Raw genomic sequence first — 22046 nt, 5'->3', positions numbered from 1 at the left:
CCATGCCTGGATTTGGCCTCCGGTTGGCCGAATGTACGCCTTCGATTGCTTCCATCGAGCGATGGACCACATCACGTTCCTCGTGGCGGTCGTCATCGTCACGGCCTTGGCCTTCGACTTCACCAACGGATTCCACGACACCGCCAACGCGATGGCGACGTCCATCGCCACCGGGGCACTGAAGCCCAAAACGGCGGTCCTGATCAGTGGGGCCCTCAACCTCGTCGGCGCCTTCCTGTCCACGGAGGTCGCCAAGACGATCTCCGGCGGCATCGTCGACGACACCCTGGTCACGCCAGGGATGATCTTCGCGGGGCTCGTCGGGGCGATCCTCTGGAATCTCCTGACCTGGTTGCTGGGACTGCCGTCCAGTTCCTCGCACGCCCTGTTCGGTGGCCTGATCGGTGCCGTCTGGGTCGGCGCGGGCTCCAACGGCGTCCACTTCGACAAGGTCGTGGAGAAGATCCTGATCCCCGCGGTGGCCTCCCCGCTCGTGGCCGGAATCGCCGCTCTCCTCGCCACCTACCTCGCCTACAAGATCACCGCCCGGGCCCGCAAGGACTCGGTCACCAAGGGGTTCCGGCTCGGCCAGATCGCCTCGGCCTCCCTGGTCTCCCTCGCGCACGGCACGAACGACGCCCAGAAGACGATGGGCGTCATCACCCTGACCCTGATCTCCGTGGGCGCGCTCGGCCACGACGCCGGTCCGCCGGTGTGGGTCATCACCGCGGCGGGACTCGCCATCGGCCTGGGCACCTACATCGGTGGCTGGCGCATCATCCGCACGATGGGCAAGGGCCTCACCGACATCCAGTCCCCGCAGGGCTTCGCGGCCGAGGCCGCCTCCACGACCGTCATCCTGACCTCCGCCCACCTGGGCTTCGCGCTGTCCACCACCCAGGTCTGCTCCGGCGGCATCCTGGGCGCGGGTCTCGGCCGACGCCTGGCCGAGGTGCGCTGGGGTACGGCGGGCCGCATGGTCATCGCCTGGCTGGTCACCCTCCCGGCCGCCGCCGCGGTCGGCGGTCTGTCCGCGACCGTCGTCAAGCACGGCGGCAACCTCGGTACGGCGCTGATCGCCCTGATCGCCGCCGCCGTGGCCGCGTTCATCGTGATCGCCTCGCGCCGCAACCCCGTGCACGCGGACAACGTGAACGAGACCCACGAGGTCACCATCCGCAGCGAGGCGTCCTCGGACGTCCGTACGGCCGCCTGAACCAAGGGAGTTGAGCTATGAGTCTGGACTGGAGCGCCCTCGGCGAGGTCTTCGCGGTGAGTGTCGGCGTGACCGTCGGTGTGGTCGTCATCTTCGCGCTGGGCATCCTGGGCCTCGCCCGGGTCGAGGCGGCCCGCGAAGTGGACGGCGGCACGCACGCCCTCGGTCTCACGCAGGCGGGGTTGTGCTTTCTCGCCTGTGCGGCTGTCGTGGCCTATGGCATTTATCTGATCGTGCCGCAGTTCCACTGAGTACGGCGGATCACCACCGATCACCTCTGAGCCACTGAACCCCCTTGAGAGGAGGCCGGTATGACCGAACTGCTGACCGGGCTGCGGGTCGACTACACCGACGCCGACGACCCGGTGCTGGTACGGCCCGACGGCAGCACGGTGGACACCTGGCGGGAGAACTACCCGTACGAACAGCGCATGGAGCGCAAGGAGTACGACTGGCACAAGCGGCTCCAGCAGATAGAACTGCTGAAGCTGCAACGCTGGGTCAAGGAGACCGGACGCCGGCTCGTCATCGTCTGCGAGGGGCGCGACGCGGCCGGCAAGGGCGGCACGATCAAACGGTTCACCGAGCACCTGAACCCGCGCGGCGCCCGCGTGGTCGCCCTGGAGAAGCCGAGTGAGCGCGAGAGCGGTCAGTGGTACTTCCAGCGCTACGTCCAGCACCTGCCGACCGCCGGCGAGATCGTGCTGTTCGACCGGTCCTGGTACAACCGGGCGGGCGTGGAGCGCGTGATGGGGTTCTGCTCGGACGACGAGTACCGCCGTTTCATGCGCCAGGCCCCGCTGTTCGAGCGGATGCTGGCGGACGACGGCATCGACCTGATCAAGTTCTGGTTCTCCGTCTCACAGGGTGAACAGCGCACCCGTTTCACGATCCGCCAGGTGGATCCCGTACGGCAGTGGAAGCTCAGCGCGATGGACCTGGAGTCCCTGGACCGCTGGGACGACTACACCGCCGCGAAGGTCGCCATGTTCCGGGAGACCGACACGGAGCACGCGCCCTGGACCGTGGTGAAGAGCAACGACAAGAAGCGGGCCCGGGTCGAGGCCATGCGCAGCGTGCTGGCCCGCTTCGACTACGCCGACAAGGACGACGAGGTGGTCGGCAGCCCCGACCCCCGCATCGTCGGCGCGGCGGCGAACCTGCTGGAGGAGGGCGAGGACGACACGGCGGCGGTGTTCTAGGGGCCGGGTCCGGTGTTCCGGGGACCGGGTCCTTCGGGGCCGGTCCTAATCGCCGTCTCGTGGCACGAGCGTCACCCGGTGGAAGTTGCAGCCGGTCATGGGCGGGCTCCCGGAAGGGGGCCCGCCCCCGTGTGCCTTGAGGGCGACGCTGACCAGGCTCAGCAGCAGGTCCACGTCCGTCTCGCAGTCCAGGTGGACCGTCACCCAGCGGGAGCCCGGGATGATCCGGATCGCGGTCGACTCACTGAGATCGTGATGGAACCGGAGGATGGCCCCGACGGTGAGATGCAGGTCCACATCGTGGTCGGAGTGGAAATGCACGATCTCGCTGTGGGCGGACCGCAGCGCCCGCCCCGTGCCACAGCTGGCCGGGACCGCGCTGAGGTCGCGCCAGCCTTCCAGTCGCTGCATGGCTCGCTCGGCCAGGGTCATGTGCCCATCGTGGACTGCGCACCGCTTCGCAACCAGAGGTTGAGCGATTTGTAACCGGGGCGTGAGGTACCGCACACCTGGAGAGCGTCAGGTGTGCGGTGCGCGAACCGGGTCAACTCCCCTCGGACACAGGCTTTTCGTAGCTCTTCTCGTACCCCACCAGCCGCACGCAGGTGGCCACCCCCTCGATGATCTCCTCGATCTCGGAGAGGTCCGGGAAGGAGGGGGCGATACGGATCGTCCGGTCCCTGGGGTCGTCGCGGTACGGATGCGTGGCGCCCGCCGGAGTCAGCGCGAGACCGGCGTCCGCCGCGCGGCGCACCACCTCGCGGGCGCACCCGTCGGGCACGTCGAGGGTGATGAAGTAGCCGCCCCGGGGCGTCGACCAGGACGCGAGCCCGGTGTCGCCCAGCCGCTCGGCGAGAATGCGCAGCACGGTGTCGAACTTCGGCCGCAGCAGCTCACGGTGCCTGCGCATGTGCTCGCGCACCCCGTCGGCGTCGCGCAGGAACATCGCGTGCCGCAGCTGGTTGACCTTGTCCGGGCCGATGGACCGCTTGGCGCTGTAGCCGCGCAGCCAGGCCACGTTGGCCGGGGAGGAGCCGAAGAACGCCACGCCCGCACCGCCCAGCGTGATCTTCGAGGTGGACCCGAAGACGAAGACCCGGTCGGGATGCCCGCTCGCTGCACAGGCGGCGAGCATGTCCGCGATCTCCACCTCCTCGTCGGTGAGGTGGTGCACGGCGTACGCGTTGTCCCAGAAGACCCGGAAGTCGGGCGCGGCGGCGGGCATGGCGGCGAGCCGCCGTACGACGTCGTCGCTGTAGCAAGTCCCGTCCGGATTGCTGTACTTGGGCACGCACCAGATGCCCTTGACGGCGGGATCCTCGGCGACCAGCCGCTCGACCACGTCCATGTCGGGGCCCTCGGCGGTCATCGGTACGGGGATCATCTCGATGCCGAACCGTTCGCACAGCGCGAAGTGCCGGTCGTAGCCGGGGACCGGGCACAGGAACGCGACCCGCTCCTCGTCCGCCCAGCGGCGCGCGGCCCCGGGCAGCGTGCCGAGCAGCGCGTGCACGAGGCAGTCGTGCATCAGCTCCAGGCTGGAGTTGCCTACGGCGAGGAGCTGCTCGGCCGGGACCTGGAGGAACCCGGAGAAGATCTCCCGGAGCTCCGACAGCCCGTCCGCGCCACCGTAGTTGCGGCAGTCCGTGCCGTCGGCGGAGGTGTAGCGGTCGCCGGGCAGCGAGAGCAGCGCGGCGGACAGGTCGAGCTGGCGGGCGGAGGGCTTGCCGCGGGTCAGGTCGAGCTTGAGCCCCTTCGAGAGAAGGGCTTCGTAGTCGCTCCGGGCCGCGTCGAGCAGGGCCGGGAGGGAGTCTGCGGGGTGCGCAGACGGGGGAGGAGGCGTCACGGAAGCCGACGCTACAAAGCCGGTGGTCACACCACAAACGCATAACCCGCCCGCAGCCCTGACGCCCGCGCCGGGAGTACGGTGATCCGTGCCTGACCAGGCCACGCAAGGTTGATGTCGGATTCCCGCCAGCCCCGGTCCGCCCCGTATCGGATGCTGGACGTATGCAGAACGGGATGCACACCGACACGGAGCGCTGCGTGCGCGCGGTCCAGTCCAAGGACGCGCGCTTCGACGGCTGGTTCTTCACGGCCGTCCTGACCACCCGCATCTACTGCCGGCCCAGCTGCCCGGTCGTTCCGCCCAAGCCGGAGAACATGACGTTCTATCCGAGCGCGGCGGCCTGCCAGCAGGCGGGTTTCCGGGCCTGCAAGCGCTGCCGCCCGGACACCAGCCCCGGCTCTCCGGAGTGGAACCAGCGGGCCGACCTGGTGGCCCGCGCCATGCGCCTGATCGCCGACGGAACCGTGGACCGCGAGGGCGTCCCCGGCCTCGCCGCCCGCCTCGGCTACAGCACCCGCCAGATCGAACGCCAGCTCCTCGCCGAACTCGGCGCAGGTCCCTTGGCCCTGGCCCGCGCCCAACGCGCCCAGACGGCAAGGCTGTTGATCGAGACGACCGCCCTCCCGATGGCGGAGATCGCCTTCGCCGCCGGCTTCTCCTCGATCCGCACCTTCAACGACACCGTGCGCGACGTCTTCGCCCTCTCCCCGAGCGACCTGCGCAACAGGCGCCCGAAGACAACCGTGTTGACCCCCGGCACCCTCACCCTCCGCCTGCCGTTCCGCACCCCCCTCAACCCCGACAACCTCTTCGGCCACCTGGCGGCGACCGCCGTACCGGGCGTGGAGGAGTGGCGGGCCGGCGCGTACCGCCGCACCCTCCGCCTCCCCTACGGCCACGGCATCGCGTCCCTGACTCCCAAGTCCGACCACATCGCCTGCCGCCTCACCCTCAGCGACCTGCGCGACCTGCCGGTGGCGATCAGCCGTTGCCGCCGCATGCTCGACCTGGACGCCGATCCGGTCGCGGTGGACGACCAGTTGAGGACGGACCCGGTGCTGGCGCCGCTGGTGGACAAGGCGCCGGGCCGCCGCGTCCCGCGCACGGTCGACGAGGCGGAGTTCGCCGTACGGGCCGTCCTCGGCCAGCAGGTCTCCACGGCGGCGGCCCGCACCCACGCGGCCCGCCTGGTCACCGCGCACGGCGAACCGGTCGACGACCCCGAGGGAGGCCTGACCCACCTCTTTCCGTCGATGGCGTCACTGGCGGCGGTGAACCCGGAATCACTGGCGATGCCGCGGACCCGCCGCACCACGTTCACCACCCTGGTCGCCCAACTGGCCGACGGCACCCTCCACTTGGGAGTGGAGAGCGACTGGACGGAAACCCGCGCCCAACTCCTCTCGCTCCCCGGCTTCGGCCCCTGGACGGCCGACGTCATTGCCATGCGCGCCCTCGGCGACCCCGACGCCTTCCTCCCCACCGACCTCGGAATCCGGCGCGCGGCCCAGGAGTTGGGCCTCCCGTCGACCCCGGCGGCCCTCACCGCACGCGCGGCGGCCTGGCGGCCCTGGCGGGCGTACGCGGTCCAGTACCTGTGGGCGACGGACAGCCACCCGATCAACTTCCTGCCGGTATAAGGGCATTCGGACTAGAAAAGTCAAGGTTATGAAGCACCACACGGTGATCGACAGCCCGTACGGCCCGCTGACCCTCGTCGCCGACGAGGACGGCGCCCTCTGCGGCCTCTACATGGTCGACCAGCGCCACCGCCCCCCGGAGGAGAACTTCGGCACCCCCGACGACACCCCCTTCGCCGAGACGACAGCCCAACTACAGGCTTACTTCGCGGGCGAGTTGAAGGAGTTCACGGTCCAACTACGCCTGCACGGCACCCCGTTCCAGCAGACGGTCTGGGACCAGCTCCGCCGCATCCCCTACGGCGAGACCCGCTCCTACGGCGACCTCGCCGACGCCCTCGGCAACCCGGGCGCCTCCCGCGCGGTGGGCCTCGCCAACGGCAAGAACCCCATCGGGATCATCGTCCCGTGCCACCGGGTCGTAGGCGCGAACGGCAGCCTCACGGGCTACGGCGGCGGCCTCGACCGCAAGCAGCGGCTGCTGGACTTCGAGAGCGGGGCGGCGCTCTTCTAGCAATCCGGGCGGTGCGGTGTCATGACAGCAGCCGTCGCTCCTGGGCGACGGCCACCGCCCCGGACCGGGTCTCCACCCCCAACTTGCCGTAGATGCGCCCGAGATGGGTCTTGACCGTCGCCTCGCTGATGAAGAGGGCCCGGGCGATCTCCCGGTTGCCGAGGCCGCGGGACAGCTGGCCGAGGATCTCGAGCTCGCGCTCGGACAGGGTGGGGTGCGGGCTGCGCATCCGCGCCATGAGCCGGTCGGCGACCGGGGCCGAGAGTGCCGTACGGCCGGACGCGGCGCCGCGGATCGCGGTGAACAGTTCCTCGGGGCGTTCGGCCTTGAGGAGGTAACCCGTGGCGCCCGCCTCCACGGCGCGGGTGATGTCGGCGTCGGTGTCGAACATGGTGAGGACGAGGACACGGGGGCCGTCACCGGCGGTCAGCTTCCTCGTGGCCGTCACTCCGTCCATGCCGTCGCCGAGCTGGAGGTCCATCAGCACCACGTCGGGCCGGACCCGGGCGGCCAGGGCGAGGGCCTCCTCGCCGCTGCCCGCCTCGCCGACCACCTCGATGCCGTCCGCGCTGGACAGCAGCGCACGCAGTCCGGCCCGTACGACCGCGTGGTCGTCGCACAGCAGCAGACGTACGGGTACGGGTGCGCTCACGGGACGAGCTCCTCACGGGAATCACGGACGCCGGGGCCGACGGGGACGAAAGGTACGGCGACCGACACGACCGTGCCCTCGCCGGGGGCCGACTCCACGCTCAGCGTGCCACCGGACTGCCGGGCCCGGATCCGCATCGCGGGCAGTCCGTGGCCGCGCGCCCGGCCGGGTGCGGACACCGGGGGAGAACTGGCAACGAAACCACGGCCGTTGTCGGCGACGTCGAGGGAGATCTGGTCGTCGAGGCAGGTCAGGGTCAGCGCGGCCCGGGTCGCGGCCGCGTGCTCGCGTACGTTGGCCAACGCGCCCTGGCCGATGCGCAGTAGCGCCGCCGAGGTCCGCTCGGGCAGCGCCCCCGGATCGCCGTCGAGCCGGAACTCCACCGTCAGGCCCGGCCCGCTCTCCCGCTCGGCGAGCGCGCGCAGCGCCGCGGGCAGGGAGTCCTCGACGAGGTCGGCCGGTGCCAGGTCGTGTACGAACCGGCGTGCCTCGGCGAGCCCGCGGGAGGTGATCTCGGCGGCCTTGAGCACGTGCGCGTGGGCCGCTTCCGGATCCGTCCGCCACAGCCGCTCGGCGGCCTGCAACAGCATCTGCTGACTGGACAGGCCCTGCGCCACGGTGTCGTGGATCTCCGTGGCCAGCCGCTGCCGTTCCGCCAGCACACCGGCCCGCCGTTCGGTGGCCGCGAGGTCGCGGCGGGTGCGGACCAGGTCGTCGATCAGGACGCGCTGCCGGGCCGCCTGCCGCTGCGACCGCACCAGTACGGCGGTGGCGACCGCCGCGAGGGCCGGCGGGGCGACGATCATGTTCGGGTTGAGCGCGCCGTCGGCCACCCGTATCTCGGAGGCGACGACGAGCGCGGTGAGTACGGCGGCCAGCGGCACCGCGAACCGCGCGGGCAGCGCGTACAGGCCGGCGAACAGCAGGGGCATCGCGCACCAGGTGGCACTCGGCGCGAGGGCGAGCAGCACGGTCCAGACGGCGAACACCCAGCCCAGCCAGGCGAGATGACGCGGGCTGGGCGCGGAACCCGGGCGGGGCGCCGGGGCCAGGAACTGCCCGAGGACGTACAGCAGACAGAAGAGCGCGTACAGCGCGAGCACCCAACTGGTGCGCGCCCCACCCTGGTCACGGGTCAGGAAGCGCACGAACGACGAGCCGAGCAGCAGAAAGAACGCGCCGTGCACCACCGCGGGCAAGAGCCGCTCGTCCGGACCGATGTGTCCCGTCCCCCGTCGTTCCCTCTGCCGTTTCCTCTGCCGTTCCGTGTGTCCCATCCTCCGTGTCTAACGCGACGGACGGGACGGCGCATCAACCGATCGGCTGACATCCGGATCACCCGAACCGCCCCCGGATCACCGCCCGTTGACCGAGCCGGAGACCCGACTCCCGCACCGAGGCTGGCATCACCACCCCGCACCCCACCTCGGAAGGCGACCACCCCGTGCCCACCAAGAACCTCACCGCCAACCGCGCCGCCCTCGGCCACCGCATCGCCTACGCCCTGCGCCACCCCGACCGCGTGCCCCGCCACCTGGCCCGTGCCACCCGGGACGCCTGGCTCCGTCACCGTCACCCGGACCACGTCTCCTACTACCGCGCCGTGATGCGCTCCGACACCCGGGCCGACCCGGACGCGGCGGTCGGCAGCGCGAGCCGCGAACGCTGGCTGGCGCTGGGCGCGTTGCAGTTCGACTACCTCCTGGGCCATGGCCTGCGCCCCGGACACCGCATGCTGGAGATCGGCTGCGGCAACCTGCGCGGCGGCTGGCGCTTCATCCGCCACCTGGACCCCGGGCACTACTACGGCATCGACATCTCGCCCGACATCCTGGCGGCGGCACAGGACACGCTCGTGGAGATGGGCCTGCAGAAACGCCTCCCCACCCTCACCCCCGTACACGACCTGACCCTGCGCTTCCTCCCCGACGCGCACTTCGACGTCGTCCACGCGCACAGCGTGTTCTCGCACTCCCCGCTTCCGGTCATCGAGGAGTGCCTCGCCAACGTCGGCCGCGTCCTGGCACCGGGCGGCTGGTTCGACTTCACCTTCGACCGCACGGAGGGCGAGGAACACCACGTCCTCCACGAGGACTTCTACTACCGCACCGAGACGTTGGTCGCGCTGACCGCCCAACACGGCCTGAACGCCCACTTCATGGACGACTGGGAGCAACTCCCGCACGGCCAGTCGAAGCTCCGGGTCACCCACTGAGTCCGTGGAGCAGCCGGGGCAGCGCGGTCCCGATCGGCTCCCGTACGACCTCGTCGGCGAGTTCGTCGTACGGCGTCTCCTCGGCGTTGACGATGACCAGCCGCGCCCCGTGATCGGCGGCGACACCGGCGAGCCCGGCGGCAGGTTGCACCTGGAGACTGCTCCCGACGGCGATGAACACCTGGCAGGCCTTGGTGATGGCGACGGCCTCGCCGAGCACGACGGGGTCGAGCCGCTCCCCGAAGTACACGGTCGCGGACTTCAGGATCCCGCCGCACTCCAGGCATGCGGGGTCGTCCTCCCCGGCCTCGACCCGGGCGATCGCGTCCGCCATCGGCCCGCGCGCAGGGCACTTGGTGCAGCTGAACTCCCGCGCGGTGCCGTGCAGTTCGACCACCTTGCGCGCGGGCAGCCCGGCGAGCTGATGCAGCCCGTCGATGTTCTGTGTGATGACCCGCACGGGTACGCCGGACTTCTCCAGCTCTACGACGGCCCGGTGGGCGGCGTTCGGCTCGGCCTGGAGCGTGTGGTTCTTGCGCCGCATCTGCCAGGACCGGCGCCGGATCTCCGGGTCACCCATGTAGTACTCGTAGGTGACGAGCTTCTCGGCCTCGGGGTCACGGCGCCAGAGGCCGTTCGGGCCGCGGTAGTCGGGGATGCCGGAGTCGGTGGAGATACCCGCGCCACTGAGGATCGCTACGAGAGGCCTGTCCATGGGCCGAGAGTAGGACGCCTGCCCACGCGGAGCGAACGGATATCGGGGTGCGCTTCTCGCCTCGCCCCTGCCGCCCGTGTCAGTTGGGGACACCCGCTGTGTCGAGGTGTCGGTGCATGGTTTCCACGGGAAGGCTCGGGTTGCTGAGAGCGTCGGCGGAGGTCTCCGGATTCTCGCAGCGCTCGAGGATGAGATCGACCGGCAGCGCGGGGTGCGCGGTTGCCCTGGCACGTACGAGATCGTCGGGGTCGGCAAGCAACCGGACCAGGGTGTCGACGGGCACGTCAGGGTCCAGCAGCGCCAGCCGGCGCCTCTCCGGATCGGGGTCGTCGGCGAAGCGTTGCCCGTTGCCCGCGCGCGGGAAGTTCGGGTGGGCCTGCAGAGCACCTCTGGTGATGACCCGGCATTCCAGATACGTCTGCAGCACCACCTCGCCGTCGACGGTCGGCTGGTTCTCGCACAGCAGGAGTCGTACGGGGTGGTCCTCGTCCTTCGAGAGCAGGTCGACGGCGTCGGCGGGCAGGTGCGGACTGCAGGCGGCGCTGCGCCGCAGCAGCGTGTTGGCCGACTTGGCGCATCGGCGCAGGACGTCGGGATCGGCGCAGAGACGAACCCATTCGACGGGGTCGAGCCGGTCGGACGGGCTGATGGTGACGTCGATGGAGTCGCGTTCCGTCTCGGTCAGTTCGGGGCGTACCGATACCGCCAGCCGTACGCTGTGCGCCTCGTCGTCCGCCAACGTCCGGACGATGTCGATGGGAACGTGGAGGTTGGCCGCCAGTTCCCGCCGGTCCGTCGCTTCGGTGCTTGCCGCGAGCCGTTCGGCGGTCGCCGCGCTCATGGCGCCGTAGCGGATCACCTTCCACCTGGCGAGGCCGCCGATTCCCGCGTCGGGATCGTCGGGAAGGCCGAGAAGGAGGTCCGTGCAGGCCGCGTCCTCGCGGCAGGCCTGGCTCAGGGCCGCCCGGCGGACTCCGTCATCGGCGTCGTGGAGCAGACGGCTTCGGGAGTCCTCGGACAGCGAGGCCCACTCGCGGCAGGCCGCCTGTCGAAGCTCCGCTTCCTGGTGGTCGGCAAGCCCGGCGACCAGGCTCGGAGCGGTGTCGTGGCAGAAGGCCGCGCTTCGGCGGACCTTCGGTTCGGGATCGTTGAGCAGGCGCCGCTGAGCGGACAGGGGCAGCGGCGGCGTGGGGATCCGGAACCAGTCGGGTCCCATGGCCAGACCGAGGCGGACGCGCGGATCGGGATCGTCCACGAGCCTGGCGCGTTGTTCCGCCGGCACCGAGATGTTCTCGGTGAGCAGGGCCCGCAGTGTGCGGTCGGGGTGCGCGACGATGGCGTCGACCACCTCGTCCGGCAGAGCCCGCCGGGCGAGCGTGCTCCATGCCGCCTTGGCTTCCTCGCACAGCAGCCTGGTCAGGACGTCGGCCGGCGCCGCGGGGTTTCGCGCGATCGAGGAGATGGTCTCGCGGTGACCGCGATCTCCACACATGCTGGGCCTCCCTGGTCGCCAACGGCCCTCTTGGGCCCGCAGATTGTGCGCAGGCCGGGTGTGCGGGGTCAACGTCGGTGATCATGTTCTGCCGCACATTCGGAGAGCGGAGAGCGGAGAGCGGGGCTGGGGCTGGGACTTGGCATGGGGACTGGCGAGCGGCTTTCCGGGGGAGGGCCTGGGATCGATCGGTGTCGCCAAGGCCGAGGCCTGACGACCGGACGAACTCCAGGGTTCTTGAGGCCTACGGCTGTGCGCTGCGGCCCGGGGCTGTGTCGCATCCACGGCACACAGGGATCCACCGCGGCAACGGATCCACGGGCGCATGCGACGACGGGACGGCGGACACCGCGTCGTCAGCCGGCTCCCACGTACCGGATCACCGCGACCAGGCCCGACACGACGGCCGGCCCCACCCACCACCACCCCATGACCCGCCGAACGGACGGCAGCAGCCACACCCCCACCACCGCACCGGCGGCACCGATGGCGAGCACACACGCGAGCGCGATGCCGGCGTACGCGTCGTCGTCCCAGGAGCCGGACGGGCGGATGGTCAGCACCGCCCAGCAGAAGTACACGGCGAGAAGGGTGAGCAGCACGAGGGGGACCGCGAGGACCAGGCGCAGGCAGCCGCGGTCGTCGTCCACGGGGGAAGGGCTCGTCATCGGCGGGGAGTTGCTCCTGGTTTCGTCAGGATGTCCGGGACGCGGCGGCGGGTGCTACCGTCCGCGCATGGCCAAGGTGACCGTCTCGCTGGACGCGGCTCTCGTCGTGGAAGTCATGGTGCTCGCGGGCGTGGGCAACCCGCAGGACGCCGTCGAACTCGTCGTCCGTGACTACATCGAGCGAGGCCACCGCACGGAGGCCAGGGCCGAGGCCCGCGACGACGCGCTGCGCGAGGTGGACGTGAAACCCCGGGACGTCGAGGGCTGAACCCGCGGGGCGTCGAGGGCTGAGCCCTGCGCGGCAGGGCGGCCGATGTCCGTCAACTTGCCCGGCCGCGCCCGGTGTTGCTCGCTCTCGGCGTCAGCCGACCCGCACCCCGTTCTCCAACTCCGCGGTCCCCGCCCCCTCTTCAAGCACATCCAGCGCGACCAGAACCCGCAGTCCCAACGACCCCGGCAGGTACTCCGTGACTTCCTCGCGCGGGACGAGCCGCCACGACAGCAGCTCCTCCTCCTGGAGTTGGATCGACTTGAGGTCGTTCGCCGTGAGGACCCCGCCGTCGTACAGGTAGGCCACCAACGGCGGGTAGTCCGGGCCGTGGTAGACCCAGTCGACGGCGAGCAGTCGGCCGAGTTCGACGTCGAGGCCGATCTCCTCCAAGGTCTCGCGGCGCGCGCCCTGGCGCGGGGTCTCGCCGTCGTCCGACTCGATCGTGCCGCCCGGAAGGGCCCAGCCCTCACGGTAGTTGGGCTCGACGAGGAGGACCTGGCCCTCGGTGTCACGGAAGAGGGCGGCGGCCCCGGCGAGGATGCGGGGGAGACCCGCGAGGTACGTGGCGAAGTCTTGCGTAGTGGTCATCCAGGAAGGGTAACCAGCCCGCGCAGCCGCCTCTCCGACTCGCTGCCCGGCACCGGGAAGTGACAGACCAGGCTCAACCAGGGCGCCTCCTGCACCGCGAGCCGTACGAACGACACCTCGATGTCACCCGCGAGAGGGTGGTGGTAGCGGCGCAGGGAGGAGCGGAACTCCACCACTTCGTGCGCCTCCCACAGGCGTGCGAAGTGCGGGCTGGTGGCGACCAGTTCGGCGATCAGCTCCGCGAACCGCGGGTTGTCCAGTTCGTACGCCGCCTGTTGACGCAGCAGGCCCGCCATCCACTCCGTCTCCGCCTCCCACTCGGGCATCAGCCCACGGATGCCCGGTTCCCTGAACAGCAGCCAGGCGCTGTTGAGTTCGCGGCGCGGCCGGTCGAGGAGAGCGGGGCCGAGGATGGCTTCCTGGGCCCGGTTCCAGGCCAGGACGTCGAAGCAGCGGTCGATGACGAAGGCGGGGTTTGGCATCAGCGTGTCCAGGAACGCCCGTACGGCGTCCGGGACTTGGAGGGACCGCTCGGCCGGTTCGGGGGCGGTCCGTCCCGCCAGCCGGAACAGGTGCGCCCGTTCCACGTCGTCCAACTGCAACGCGCGGGTGAGGGCCAGCAGGATCTGCGGGGACACATTGATGTCCCGGCCCTGTTCCAGCCAGGTGTACCAGGTGAGGCTCACGCCGGAGAGCAGCGAGACCTCCTCGCGGCGCAGCCCCGGGGTGCGGCGGCGACCGCCCGCGGGCAGCCCCGTCTCCGCCGGGTCGGCACGCTCGCGCCGGGACCGCAGGAAGGTGGCGAGGGCCTTGCGGCCGTGGTCCTTGGCTTCTGGTGGTGGTGTCACGGGCACCAGTAAATTCTGCACTCTTCAAACGGGGAACGGCTCGGCGCAGGGTGGGAGGGACACCGGACCCGCAGGTCCGCGGTGATCCCAACTCCCTGCCGAAAGGCGGCCCTTGTGGCTGAGCTGTCCCCGTCCACTCCCCGTACCGTCCTGGTCACCGGCGCGACCGGCGGCGTCGGCTCCGCGGTGGCACGCGCCCTGCACGCCGACGGCTGGACCGTGTACGCCGCCCACCGCCGCCCCGCGGACGCGGAAGCGCTCCGGGACGCCGGCTTCACCCCCGTCCGGCTCGAACTGACCGACGAGGACTCCGTCGCCGCGGCGGCCGAGCAGGTCGGCCCGCGGCTGGACGGGCTCGTCAACAGCGCCGCGATCATGGGCCAGGGCCCCGTCGAGCTGACGCCCGCCGAGGCATGGCGCCGCCAGTTCGAGATCAACGTGATCGGTCAGGCGACCGTCATCCGCGCCTTCCTGCCCGCGCTACGGGCGTCCGGCGGCCGGATCGTGAACATCGGCGCCGTCTCGGCCCGTGTCCCGCCGCCGTTCTTCGGCCCGATCGCCGCCTCCAAGGCCGCCCTCGCCGCCCTCACCCATGCCCTGCGCGCGGAACTCCGCTACCAAGGCGTCAAGGTCACCCTCGTCGAACCCGGCGCCATGGACACCCCCATCTTCGCCACCGCGGACAAGGCGAGCGCCGACCTGGGCTGGGCCGGTTCCCCGGCGACCCGACGCCACTACGCCCGCGCCCTGGACGCCGTACGCACAACAGCCGCCCGCCAGCAGCTCGGCCCGGTCGCTCCGGCCGTGGACGCCGTCGTCCGCGCCCTGACCGCCCGCCGCCCCGCCACCCTCACCACCACGGGCAAGGACGGCCGCGCCCTCGCCCTGCTGCGTTTCCTGCCGGACGGCCTGCGCGACCGGCTGGTGCTGCGCGCGTTCGGCGTGACGGCGGAGGCGTTCGGCGGCGCGGTGGCTACGGAGTCGCCCGCAGCCCGTCCACGATGAGGTCCAGAATCCGCCCGGCCCGCGCCTCCCCACCCCGCGCCGGATCGAGCCGCCACAACACACTCAGCTGAAGCAGCACATCCTCCGGATCGAGCCCGGACTTGAGCGACCCGTCGGCGGCACCCGCCTTCAGGAGTACGGCGATTGCGGCCACGAAGGGCGCGAAGTACTCGTCGTCCGCGCCCCCGTCCGTCGCCGCGTGGATGACCTCGGCGACGCCGTATTTGAGCCTCCCGTAGTGGGCGACCTCGTCAAACCAGAGGCGTAGAGCTGTGAGTGGGGGATGGTCCGCGAGGAGCACCGGCGCGCGGTCGATCAGGTGCTGTATGTCGTGCCGGTACAGCTCCAGGATCAGTGCCTCCCGGGTGGGGAAGTGGCGGTACAGCGTCCCGATGCCTACGCCCGCCTCCTTGGCGATCGCGGTCAGGGACGCGCTGCTCGACGCGGCGATCGCCTCGCGGGCGACGGTCAGGATGCGTTCCCGGTTGTCGACGGCGTCGCGGCGGGTCGGTTTCGGGTTCACGGGTCTGGGGCGTCCGTCCGGTGTCGGATTGCTAAGCGGAGGGTCCTCCGGTACGTTGATGGATGTACCGGAGGGGCCTCCGTTTCGCTCTCCATTCTGGCACATCCCCATCCGACACCACAGGGAGCAAGGGAGCACCGTCATGCCCGAAACCGTCCTGGTCACCGGAGGCAGCGGCTACATCGCAGGCTGGTGCATCGCCGAACTGCTCCGCCGCGGCTACGACGTCCGTACGACCGTCCGCGCCCCGGGCAAGGAACGCGCGGTCACCGACGCCGTCGCGACCGTCGCCGACCCCGCCGGCCGGCTGAGCTTCGCCGTCGCCGACCTCACCGCAGACGAGGGCTGGGACGCCGCGCTCAAGGGCGTCGACCTCGTCCTGCACGTCGCCTCCCCGCTCGGCGCCGCCTCGGACGACCCAGACGCGCTGATCGCCGCGGCCCGTGGCGGAGCGTTGCGCGTGCTGCGCGCGGCCACCGAGGCTGGCGTACGACGCGTGGTGATGACCTCGGCCGCGAACGCCGCGAGCCCCTCGTCGTACGCCTCCGAAGGCATCACCGACGAGTCGCTGTGGACCGATCCAGAGGATCCGACCCTCATCCCCTACCGGCGTTCCAAGACCCTCGCCGAGCGCGCCGCCTGGGACTTCATGCGTGACTACGACGGCCCGACCGAGCTGACCACCGTGCTCCCCGGCGCGGTCTTTGGACCGGTCCTCACCACCGCGAACATGGGCTCCGTCGGCATCATCGCGCGGATGGTGAGCGGGAAGATGCCCGGCGTCCCCCGCATCGGCCTCGAAGTCGTGGACGTCCGCGACCTGGTCGACGTCCACATCCGGGCGATGGAATCACCGGAGGCCGCCGGTCAACGCTTCCTGGCCACCGGGGAGTTCGTGTGGATGGAGGACATCGCCCGCACCCTGCGCGACGGCCTCGGCGAGCACGGCCGTACCGTCTCCACGCGCCGCCTCCCGGACTTCGCCGTCCGCCTCGCCGCCCGCTTCCGGGACCCGTCCCTGCGCGAGATCACCCCCGCGCTCGGCCGCCGCAACCGCCACAGCACGGAGAAGGCCCGCCGCGTCCTCGGCTGGGAACCGCGCCCCGCGCGCGAGGCCGTCCTCGACTGCGCCCGGAGCCTGATCGCGCAGGGAGCCGTCTAGGCATCGGCGGTCTCCACCAACTGAACGGTCCGCGCCGCCAGTTCAGTGATCCGCACCCCGTCGAAACCGAACACCGCACTGCGCACGGTGTCCTCCAGCGGGTCCTTCCACTGCCCCGGGATCGCGTCCGCGCCGTTCAGCACCCCGGCCACCGAACCGGCCGTCGCGCCGTTCGAGTCGGTGTCCAGGCCACCGCGGACGGTCAGGGTGATGGTGCGGGTGAAGTCGCCGTCGCCGTACAGGAGTCCGGCGGTGAGGACGGCCGCGTTCGGGATCGTGTGGATCCAGCCGAGCCCCGCCGTCTCCTCGGACACCGTGGTGAGCGTGTCCTCCCAGGTCATCCGGGTCTCGTGCAGCGTGAGCACCCGGCGCACGGTCCGCGCGAGGCGGCAGCCCGGCGGGATCACGGTCAGCGCCGTGTCCAGCGCGTGCCGGACGGTCGGTGAGGTGAAGGCCGACGAGATGAGAGCAGCGGCCCACATGGCGCCGTAGACACCGTTCCCGGAATGAGACAACACCGCGTCCCTGCGCGCCAGTTGGGACGCGCGACGCGGGTCACCCGGGCTCGTCCAGCCGTAGATGTCGGCGCGGATGAGGGCGCCGATCCACTCCTGGTACGGGTTGTCGTGCGTAGCCGTCAGCGGTGGCTTGAGCCCGTTGGCGAGGTTGCGGTAGGCGGCCCGCTCAGCGGTGAACGTCTGCAGGTACGGCAGTCTGCGCAGCCACAGTTCGCCGACCTGTTCGGTGCTGAAACCGAAGCCGTGGGTCTCCAGGAGGTCGAGGCCGAGGATGGCGTAGTCGACGTCGTCGTCACGGCAGCTGCCGTGGATCCGGCCGCGTACGCACCGCTGCCACTCGGGGCGCAGTTCGAAGCCGTCGCTGTCGCCGGGCGGCTCGGGGAGGTAGTCGGTCAGGGGCAGGGCGGCGGCCTGCCGGAGATAGCGGTCGATGCGGTCGCGCGTCCACAGGTCGCCCTGCTCGACCGGCTTGCCGAGCATGTTGCCCGCGATCCGGCCCAGCCAGCCCCCGAGGATGCGGTCCGCGAGCGCCGGCTCAGTGCCCAGAGGGGTCATACCTCCGGTGTACCCGATTCCCACAGCGTGTGCTCAGCCCGGTCCCAGCGTTCGGTCGGGGCATGACGCCGGGGGCGTCCGCCGGTTAAGGTCGCAGCGGCGCGACTGGCCCCTGAACGCGCGGGGGCCCGTAGAGCAAGGGGATCGCAAGGTGGCGAACGCTGCACAGAGGGGCACCCAGAGGGTGCTCATCGCCGCGGACAAGTTCAAGGGGTCGCTGACGGCCGTGCAGGTCGCCGAGCGGGTGACGGCCGGGCTGCGCCGGGTCGTACCCGATCTGGACGTGACGGCGATGCCGGTCGCCGACGGCGGCGACGGCACGGTGGACGCGGCCGTCGCGGCGGGCTTCGAGCGACGGGAGATACGGGTCGCCGGACCCCTCGGCGACGAGGTCACCGCGGCCTTCGCGGTACGCGGCGACACGGCCGTCGTGGAGATGGCCGAGGCGAGCGGGCTGCAACGCCTGCCCAAGGGCGTCTTCGCCCCCCTCACCTCCTCGACGTACGGCTCCGGCGAACTGCTGCGGGCCGCGCTCGACGCGGGCGCCCGCACGATCGTGTTCGGCGTCGGCGGCAGCGCCACGACAGACGGCGGCGCGGGCATGCTCTCCGCCCTCGGCGCCCGCTTCCTGGACGCGGAGGGCGAACCGGTGCCTCCGGGCGGCGGCGGCCTGACCGACCTGGCCTCGGCCGACCTCACCGGCCTCGACCCACGCCTCACCACCGTCGACCTGATCCTCGCGAGCGACGTCGACAACCCGCTCACCGGCCCCAAGGGCGCCCCTGCGGTCTACGGCCCGCAGAAGGGCGCCGCACCGGACGACGTGGACGCCCTCGACGCGGCCCTCGGCCACTACGCCAAGGTCCTGGAGGAGGCGATCGGCACCAAGGCCGCCGAGTACGCCTCCGCACCCGGCGCGGGTGCCGCCGGCGGCATCGGCTACGGCGCCCTCCTCCTCGGCGCCCGCTTCCGCCCCGGCATCGAGGTCATGCTCGATGTCCTCGGCTTCGCCTCCGCCCTGGAAGGCGCCACCCTCGTCATCACCGGCGAAGGCTCCCTCGACGAACAGACCCTCCACGGCAAGGCCCCCGCAGGCGTCGCGTCGGCGGCCCGCGCGGAGGGCAAGGAGGTCGTCGCGGTCTGCGGCCGCCTCGCCCTGCCTCCGCAGTCCCTGGGCCACGCGGGCATCCGCCGCGCGTACCCGCTCACGTCGATCGAGCCGGACGTCGTGAAGTGCATCGCCGATGCCGGACCGATCCTGGAGAGGGTCGCGGAGAACATCGCGCGGGACTTCCTGGTCTGACTCCCGCTCAGGGAACGGGGAAGGGCCCGAGCCGACTGGCTGGGGCCCTTCGTTGACACAGGCCGCTCATATCCAGCCCGTCCGGCGTTCGAGGACGAGGCCCCTTCAGGGCCGATGGGGGTCTGGGGGCGTGGCCCCCAGGACGGCCCGTGCCGATGCCGGGCACCGCTGCCGCACGAGCGAAGGGCCCCGAACCGTGAAACGGTCCGGGGCCCTTCGTCAGCTCTGAAGAACTACGGCAGCTGTGCCGCCCGCGCCTCACGCCGGTTGCCGCGGAAGTTGTTCACGCGGCGGGCCGTCGCGAACAGCGGGATCACCGCGCCCATGACCAGCTGGAGCGCGCAGCCCGTCTGCAGGAGCAGCTGACCGCCCGGGGCGTCGAACGCCCAGGATGCCAGCAGGCCCATCGACAGGACGATCCAGGCGAGCATCGCGACCGCGAGGCGACCGCGCGGCTTCGGGTACTCGACCCGGCTCACCATCAGCCAGGCGGTGCCCAGGATCGCGAGCAGCGTTGCCACGAAGGGCAGTTCGAGCAGGACGATCGAGACCACCGTCAGCGCGCCGAACGGGGAGGGCATGCCCTGGAACATGCCGTTCGGTGGTGTCACGCACGAGAAGCGGGCCAGTCTCAGCACCACCGCCAGCAGCACCACGATCGCCCCGACCGCGGCCACTCTCTGGTGCGCGTCGTCGGCGACCATGCCGTAGACGAGGACGAAGTACGCCGGCGCGAGGCCGAAGCTGATCAGGTCCGACAGGTTGTCCAGCTCCGCGCCCATGGGGGAGGAGCGCAGCTTGCGGGCGACGAGGCCGTCGAAGAGGTCGAAGACCGCCGCGCACAGCATCAGGATGACCGCGGTGGCCGCGCTGTGGCGGGCCATGCCGGTCGACTCGTCGTTGCCCGTCAGGTGCGGGATCAGGATGCCGGTGGTGGTGAAGTACACCGCCATGAAGCCGCAGGTGGCGTTGCCGAGGGTGAGGGTGTCCGCTATTGAGAGGCGGAGAGAAAGAGGCATCTCCTCCTCGTCGTCCACCTCATCGGCCTCGGGCACCCAGCCCGCCTGTGTCTCCGGATCAACCACGGTCAATGCGAGTCACCCCAGCCACCGTCTTCTGACCGACCTCCACGTCCACGTCGACACCCTCGGGGAGGTAGATGTCGACGCGCGAACCGAAGCGGATCAGTCCGATGCGCTCGCCCTGCTCGACCTTCGTGCCCTGCGGGACGTAGGGGACGATGCGGCGGGCGACGGCGCCGGCGATCTGGATCATCTCGATGTCACCGAGCTCGGTGTCGAAGTGCCAGACGACCCGCTCGTTGTTCTCGCTCTCCTTGTTGAACGCGGGAACGAAACCACCCGGGATGTGCTCGACCGACGTCACCGTGCCGGAGAGCGGCGCGCGGTTGACGTGGACGTTCAGCGGGCTCATGAAGATGGCGACGCGGGTGCGACCGTCCTTCCACGGCATGATGCTCTGCACCACACCGTCGGCGGGAGAGATGACCCGGCCCTGGGTGATCTCGCGCTCGGGGTCGCGGAAGAACCACAGCATGCCCGCCGCGAGCGCGGTGGCGGGTACGGCCACGGCCTTGGCGGCGCCGGACTTGCGCGCACGTACCAGGCTGAGGGCTGCGGTGGCGACGGTCGGCAGGAGCCACGGCGATGCTCCGCGCGCGAGGCGTACGCCTGCCAGGCTGTCGCGTGGTGCAGAGGTTTGGCTGTGGGGCATGGATGACCTTCGTAGCGGATGATGCCGCGCTGTAACGGGGGACGGCGGCTTTCCCGGGATCGTACCGGTCGCGGGCCACAACTGGGCAAGCCAGGAAGCCGAGTCGGCGGCTGAGGAGCGTTGACGGGGTGTGATCTTCTTCTCGAAGAAAACACCCCGAAACGGACAATCAGCCCTGGAATCGATACTCTTCGAGCAACCTGCGCCCGATGATCATTTTCTGGATTTCGGCGGTACCTTCGCCGATCAACAGCATCGGCGCCTCGCGGTAAAGGCGTTCGATCTCGTACTCCTTGGAGAAGCCGTACCCGCCGTGGATCCGGAAGGCGTCCTCGACGACCTCCTTGCAGTACTCGGAGGCGAGGTACTTCGCCATCCCTGCCTCAAGGTCGTTTCGTTCCCCGGAGTCCTTTTTGCGTGCCGCATTGACCATCATCGCATGGGCGGCCTCGACCTTGGTAGCCATCTCCGCGAGCTTGAACTGGATCGCCTGGTGCTGGGCGATGGGCTTGCCGAAGGTGTGCCGCTGCTGCGCGTACGAGACGCCCAGCTCGAAGGCACGCTGAGCGACGCCGCAGCCACGCGCCGCCACATTGACGCGGCCCACCTCGACTCCGTCCATCATTTGGTAAAAACCTCGGCCGGTCTCGCCGCCGAGCACCCGGTCGGCCGGAATCCGCAGGCCGTCCATGATCAACTCGGTGGTGTCGACGCCTTTGTAGCCCATCTTGTCGATCTTCCCGGGGATGGTGAGCCCGGGCCGGACCTCACCGAAACCGGGCTCCTTCTCCACCAGGAAGGTCGTCATCGACTTGTGGGGCGCGGTGCCCTCCGGGTGTCCTTCGTCACTTCGCACGAGTACGGCGACGAGTGACGACGTTCCGCCGTTCGTCAGCCACATCTTCTGACCGGTCAGGACGTACTCGTCGCCGTCCTTCACCGCCTTCGACGTGATCGCCGAGACGTCCGAACCCAGCGCGGGCTCCGACATCGAGAACGCGCCCCGGATGTCACCGGCCGCCATGCGCGGCAGGAAGTGGTCCTTCTGCTCCTGCGTCCCGTGCTGCTTGAGCATGTAGGCCACGATGAAGTGGGTGTTGATGATCCCGGACACGGACATCCACCCGCGCGCGATCTCCTCCACACACAGGGCGTACGTCAACAGGGACTCGCCCAGGCCGCCGTACTCCTCCGGGATCATCAGCCCGAAGAGGCCCAACTCCTTGAGCCCGTCGACGATTTGCTGCGGATACTCGTCGCGGTGCTCCAGCTCGGTGGCGACCGGGAGGATCTCCTTGTCCACGAAGTCGCGGACGGTGGACAGGATTTCCCGCTGGATGTCGGTGAGACCGGCGGTCTGGGCGAGTCGCGCCATG

24 protein-coding genes are annotated in these 22046 nt (G+C 70.6%); 10 read left to right on the top strand and 14 right to left on the bottom strand.

All coding sequences use genetic code 11. From position 1 onward, the window contains the following. Nucleotides 1-61 precede the first annotated feature (61 nt). Genes OO69_RS06340 through ppk2 form a run of 3 tightly spaced genes read left to right on the top strand, consistent with a single transcriptional unit; the run spans nt 62 to nt 2418 of the window. The gene (locus tag OO69_RS06340; protein WP_033279403.1) at nt 62-1216 is read left to right on the top strand and encodes an inorganic phosphate transporter; all 1155 of its coding nucleotides are present in this window, start codon (nt 62-64) and stop codon (nt 1214-1216) included. 17 nt (nt 1217-1233) lie between these two features. Further along, a complete protein-coding gene (locus tag OO69_RS06335) occupies nt 1234-1467 on the top strand; it encodes a hypothetical protein (RefSeq protein ID WP_033279402.1) in 234 nt (77 codons plus the stop codon). A gap of 60 nt (nt 1468-1527) precedes the next feature. Then, nucleotides 1528-2418: a polyphosphate kinase 2 gene (gene ppk2 / locus OO69_RS06330; protein ID WP_033279401.1), complete on the top strand. Its 891-nt coding sequence runs from the start codon at nt 1528-1530 to the stop codon at nt 2416-2418. Nucleotides 2419-2463: 45 nt separating this feature from the next. On the opposite strand, the gene OO69_RS06325 is transcribed toward ppk2, so the two are convergent. Next, complete coding sequence (locus OO69_RS06325; RefSeq protein ID WP_033279400.1) at nt 2464-2850, bottom strand: luciferase family protein; 387 nt, start codon at nt 2848-2850, stop codon at nt 2464-2466. 112 nt (nt 2851-2962) lie between these two features. Beyond that, nucleotides 2963-4264: an aminotransferase class I/II-fold pyridoxal phosphate-dependent enzyme gene (locus OO69_RS06320; protein WP_033279399.1), complete on the bottom strand. Its 1302-nt coding sequence runs from the start codon at nt 4262-4264 to the stop codon at nt 2963-2965. A gap of 164 nt (nt 4265-4428) precedes the next feature. Between OO69_RS06320 and OO69_RS06315 the strand changes: the two genes are divergently transcribed. Further along, a complete protein-coding gene (locus OO69_RS06315; protein ID WP_324604530.1) occupies nt 4429-5907 on the top strand; it encodes an AlkA N-terminal domain-containing protein in 1479 nt (492 codons plus the stop codon). A 28-nt stretch (nt 5908-5935) separates the two neighbouring features. After that, nucleotides 5936-6421 carry a methylated-DNA--[protein]-cysteine S-methyltransferase gene (locus OO69_RS06310; protein ID WP_033279398.1) on the top strand — a complete coding sequence of 162 codons (486 nt, stop codon included), beginning with the start codon at nt 5936-5938 and terminating at the stop codon, nt 6419-6421. A 19-nt stretch (nt 6422-6440) separates the two neighbouring features. Here the strand turns inward: OO69_RS06310 and OO69_RS06305 are convergent, their stop codons facing one another. Both OO69_RS06305 and OO69_RS06300 read right to left on the bottom strand, forming a co-directional pair. Next, a complete protein-coding gene (locus OO69_RS06305) occupies nt 6441-7073 on the bottom strand; it encodes a response regulator (RefSeq protein WP_033279397.1) in 633 nt (210 codons plus the stop codon). Then, a complete protein-coding gene (locus OO69_RS06300; RefSeq protein ID WP_420707852.1) occupies nt 7070-8350 on the bottom strand; it encodes a sensor histidine kinase in 1281 nt (426 codons plus the stop codon). The genes OO69_RS06305 and OO69_RS06300 overlap by 4 nt, the downstream gene beginning before the upstream one ends. A 167-nt stretch (nt 8351-8517) precedes the next feature. Between OO69_RS06300 and OO69_RS06295 the strand changes: the two genes are divergently transcribed. Next, entirely contained in the window at nt 8518-9288 is a 771-nt protein-coding gene (locus OO69_RS06295) for a class I SAM-dependent methyltransferase (protein WP_033279396.1), read from the top strand. On the opposite strand, the gene OO69_RS06290 is transcribed toward OO69_RS06295, so the two are convergent. The 3 genes from OO69_RS06290 to OO69_RS06280 form a co-directional block, all read right to left on the bottom strand. Further along, complete coding sequence (locus OO69_RS06290; RefSeq protein ID WP_033279395.1) at nt 9278-10003, bottom strand: Sir2 family NAD-dependent protein deacetylase; 726 nt, start codon at nt 10001-10003, stop codon at nt 9278-9280. The genes OO69_RS06295 and OO69_RS06290 overlap by 11 nt on opposite strands. Before the next feature lie 79 nt (nt 10004-10082). After that, complete coding sequence (locus OO69_RS06285; protein WP_063744412.1) at nt 10083-11495, bottom strand: hypothetical protein; 1413 nt, start codon at nt 11493-11495, stop codon at nt 10083-10085. A gap of 356 nt (nt 11496-11851) precedes the next feature. Then, the gene (locus OO69_RS06280; RefSeq protein WP_033279394.1) at nt 11852-12163 is read right to left on the bottom strand and encodes a hypothetical protein; all 312 of its coding nucleotides are present in this window, start codon (nt 12161-12163) and stop codon (nt 11852-11854) included. Nucleotides 12164-12230: 67 nt separating this feature from the next. On the opposite strand from OO69_RS06280, the gene OO69_RS06275 reads away from it, so the two are divergent. After that, the gene (locus OO69_RS06275) at nt 12231-12431 is read left to right on the top strand and encodes a type II toxin-antitoxin system VapB family antitoxin (protein ID WP_019062937.1); all 201 of its coding nucleotides are present in this window, start codon (nt 12231-12233) and stop codon (nt 12429-12431) included. 93 nt (nt 12432-12524) lie between these two features. On the opposite strand, the gene OO69_RS06270 is transcribed toward OO69_RS06275, so the two are convergent. Both OO69_RS06270 and OO69_RS06265 read right to left on the bottom strand, forming a co-directional pair. Continuing rightward, nucleotides 12525-13022: an NUDIX domain-containing protein gene (locus OO69_RS06270; RefSeq protein ID WP_033279393.1), complete on the bottom strand. Its 498-nt coding sequence runs from the start codon at nt 13020-13022 to the stop codon at nt 12525-12527. Beyond that, entirely contained in the window at nt 13019-13870 is an 852-nt protein-coding gene (locus OO69_RS06265) for a helix-turn-helix transcriptional regulator (protein ID WP_033279586.1), read from the bottom strand. Before OO69_RS06265 ends, OO69_RS06270 begins: the two co-directional genes overlap by 4 nt. Before the next feature lie 114 nt (nt 13871-13984). Between OO69_RS06265 and OO69_RS06260 the strand changes: the two genes are divergently transcribed. Next, a complete protein-coding gene (locus OO69_RS06260) occupies nt 13985-14875 on the top strand; it encodes an SDR family NAD(P)-dependent oxidoreductase (protein WP_051800798.1) in 891 nt (296 codons plus the stop codon). Here OO69_RS06260 and OO69_RS06255 read toward each other — a convergent pair. Further along, nucleotides 14844-15398 (bottom strand): TetR/AcrR family transcriptional regulator, encoded by a 555-nt coding sequence (locus OO69_RS06255; protein ID WP_033279392.1) that lies wholly within the window; start codon nt 15396-15398, stop codon nt 14844-14846. The two genes, OO69_RS06260 and OO69_RS06255, sit on opposite strands and share 32 nt — an antisense overlap. A 142-nt stretch (nt 15399-15540) precedes the next feature. On the opposite strand from OO69_RS06255, the gene OO69_RS06250 reads away from it, so the two are divergent. After that, on the top strand, nt 15541-16560 hold the full coding sequence (locus OO69_RS06250; RefSeq protein WP_033279391.1) for an NAD-dependent epimerase/dehydratase family protein: 1020 nt from the start codon (nt 15541-15543) through the stop codon (nt 16558-16560). Here the strand turns inward: OO69_RS06250 and OO69_RS06245 are convergent. Continuing rightward, the gene (locus OO69_RS06245; RefSeq protein WP_033279390.1) at nt 16557-17633 is read right to left on the bottom strand and encodes an ADP-ribosylglycohydrolase family protein; all 1077 of its coding nucleotides are present in this window, start codon (nt 17631-17633) and stop codon (nt 16557-16559) included. The two genes, OO69_RS06250 and OO69_RS06245, sit on opposite strands and share 4 nt — an antisense overlap. 184 nt (nt 17634-17817) lie before the next feature. Between OO69_RS06245 and OO69_RS06240 the strand changes: the two genes are divergently transcribed. Continuing rightward, nucleotides 17818-18936, top strand: a complete 1119-nt coding sequence (locus OO69_RS06240; protein ID WP_033279389.1) for a glycerate kinase — start codon at nt 17818-17820, stop codon at nt 18934-18936. A 233-nt stretch (nt 18937-19169) separates the two neighbouring features. Here OO69_RS06240 and pssA read toward each other — a convergent pair whose 3' ends face one another. The 3 genes from pssA to OO69_RS06225 all read right to left on the bottom strand — a co-directional run bounded on the left by pssA (nt 19170) and on the right by OO69_RS06225 (nt 22045). Next, on the bottom strand, nt 19170-19991 hold the full coding sequence (gene pssA, locus OO69_RS06235; RefSeq protein WP_019062931.1) for a CDP-diacylglycerol--serine O-phosphatidyltransferase: 822 nt from the start codon (nt 19989-19991) through the stop codon (nt 19170-19172). A 22-nt stretch (nt 19992-20013) separates the two neighbouring features. Beyond that, the gene (locus OO69_RS06230) at nt 20014-20670 is read right to left on the bottom strand and encodes a phosphatidylserine decarboxylase (RefSeq protein ID WP_033279388.1); all 657 of its coding nucleotides are present in this window, start codon (nt 20668-20670) and stop codon (nt 20014-20016) included. A gap of 169 nt (nt 20671-20839) precedes the next feature. Next, nucleotides 20840-22045 (bottom strand): acyl-CoA dehydrogenase family protein, encoded by a 1206-nt coding sequence (locus tag OO69_RS06225; protein ID WP_033279387.1) that lies wholly within the window; start codon nt 22043-22045, stop codon nt 20840-20842. Between the last annotated feature and the right edge of the window lies 1 nt (nt 22046).

This window comes from Streptomyces sp. NRRL F-525 (genome assembly GCF_000716605.1).
Taxonomy (GTDB): Bacteria; Actinomycetota; Actinomycetes; order Streptomycetales; family Streptomycetaceae; genus Streptomyces.
Note: the sequence above shows the minus strand (reverse complement) of the source record. Positions and strands in the feature narration are given on the sequence as shown.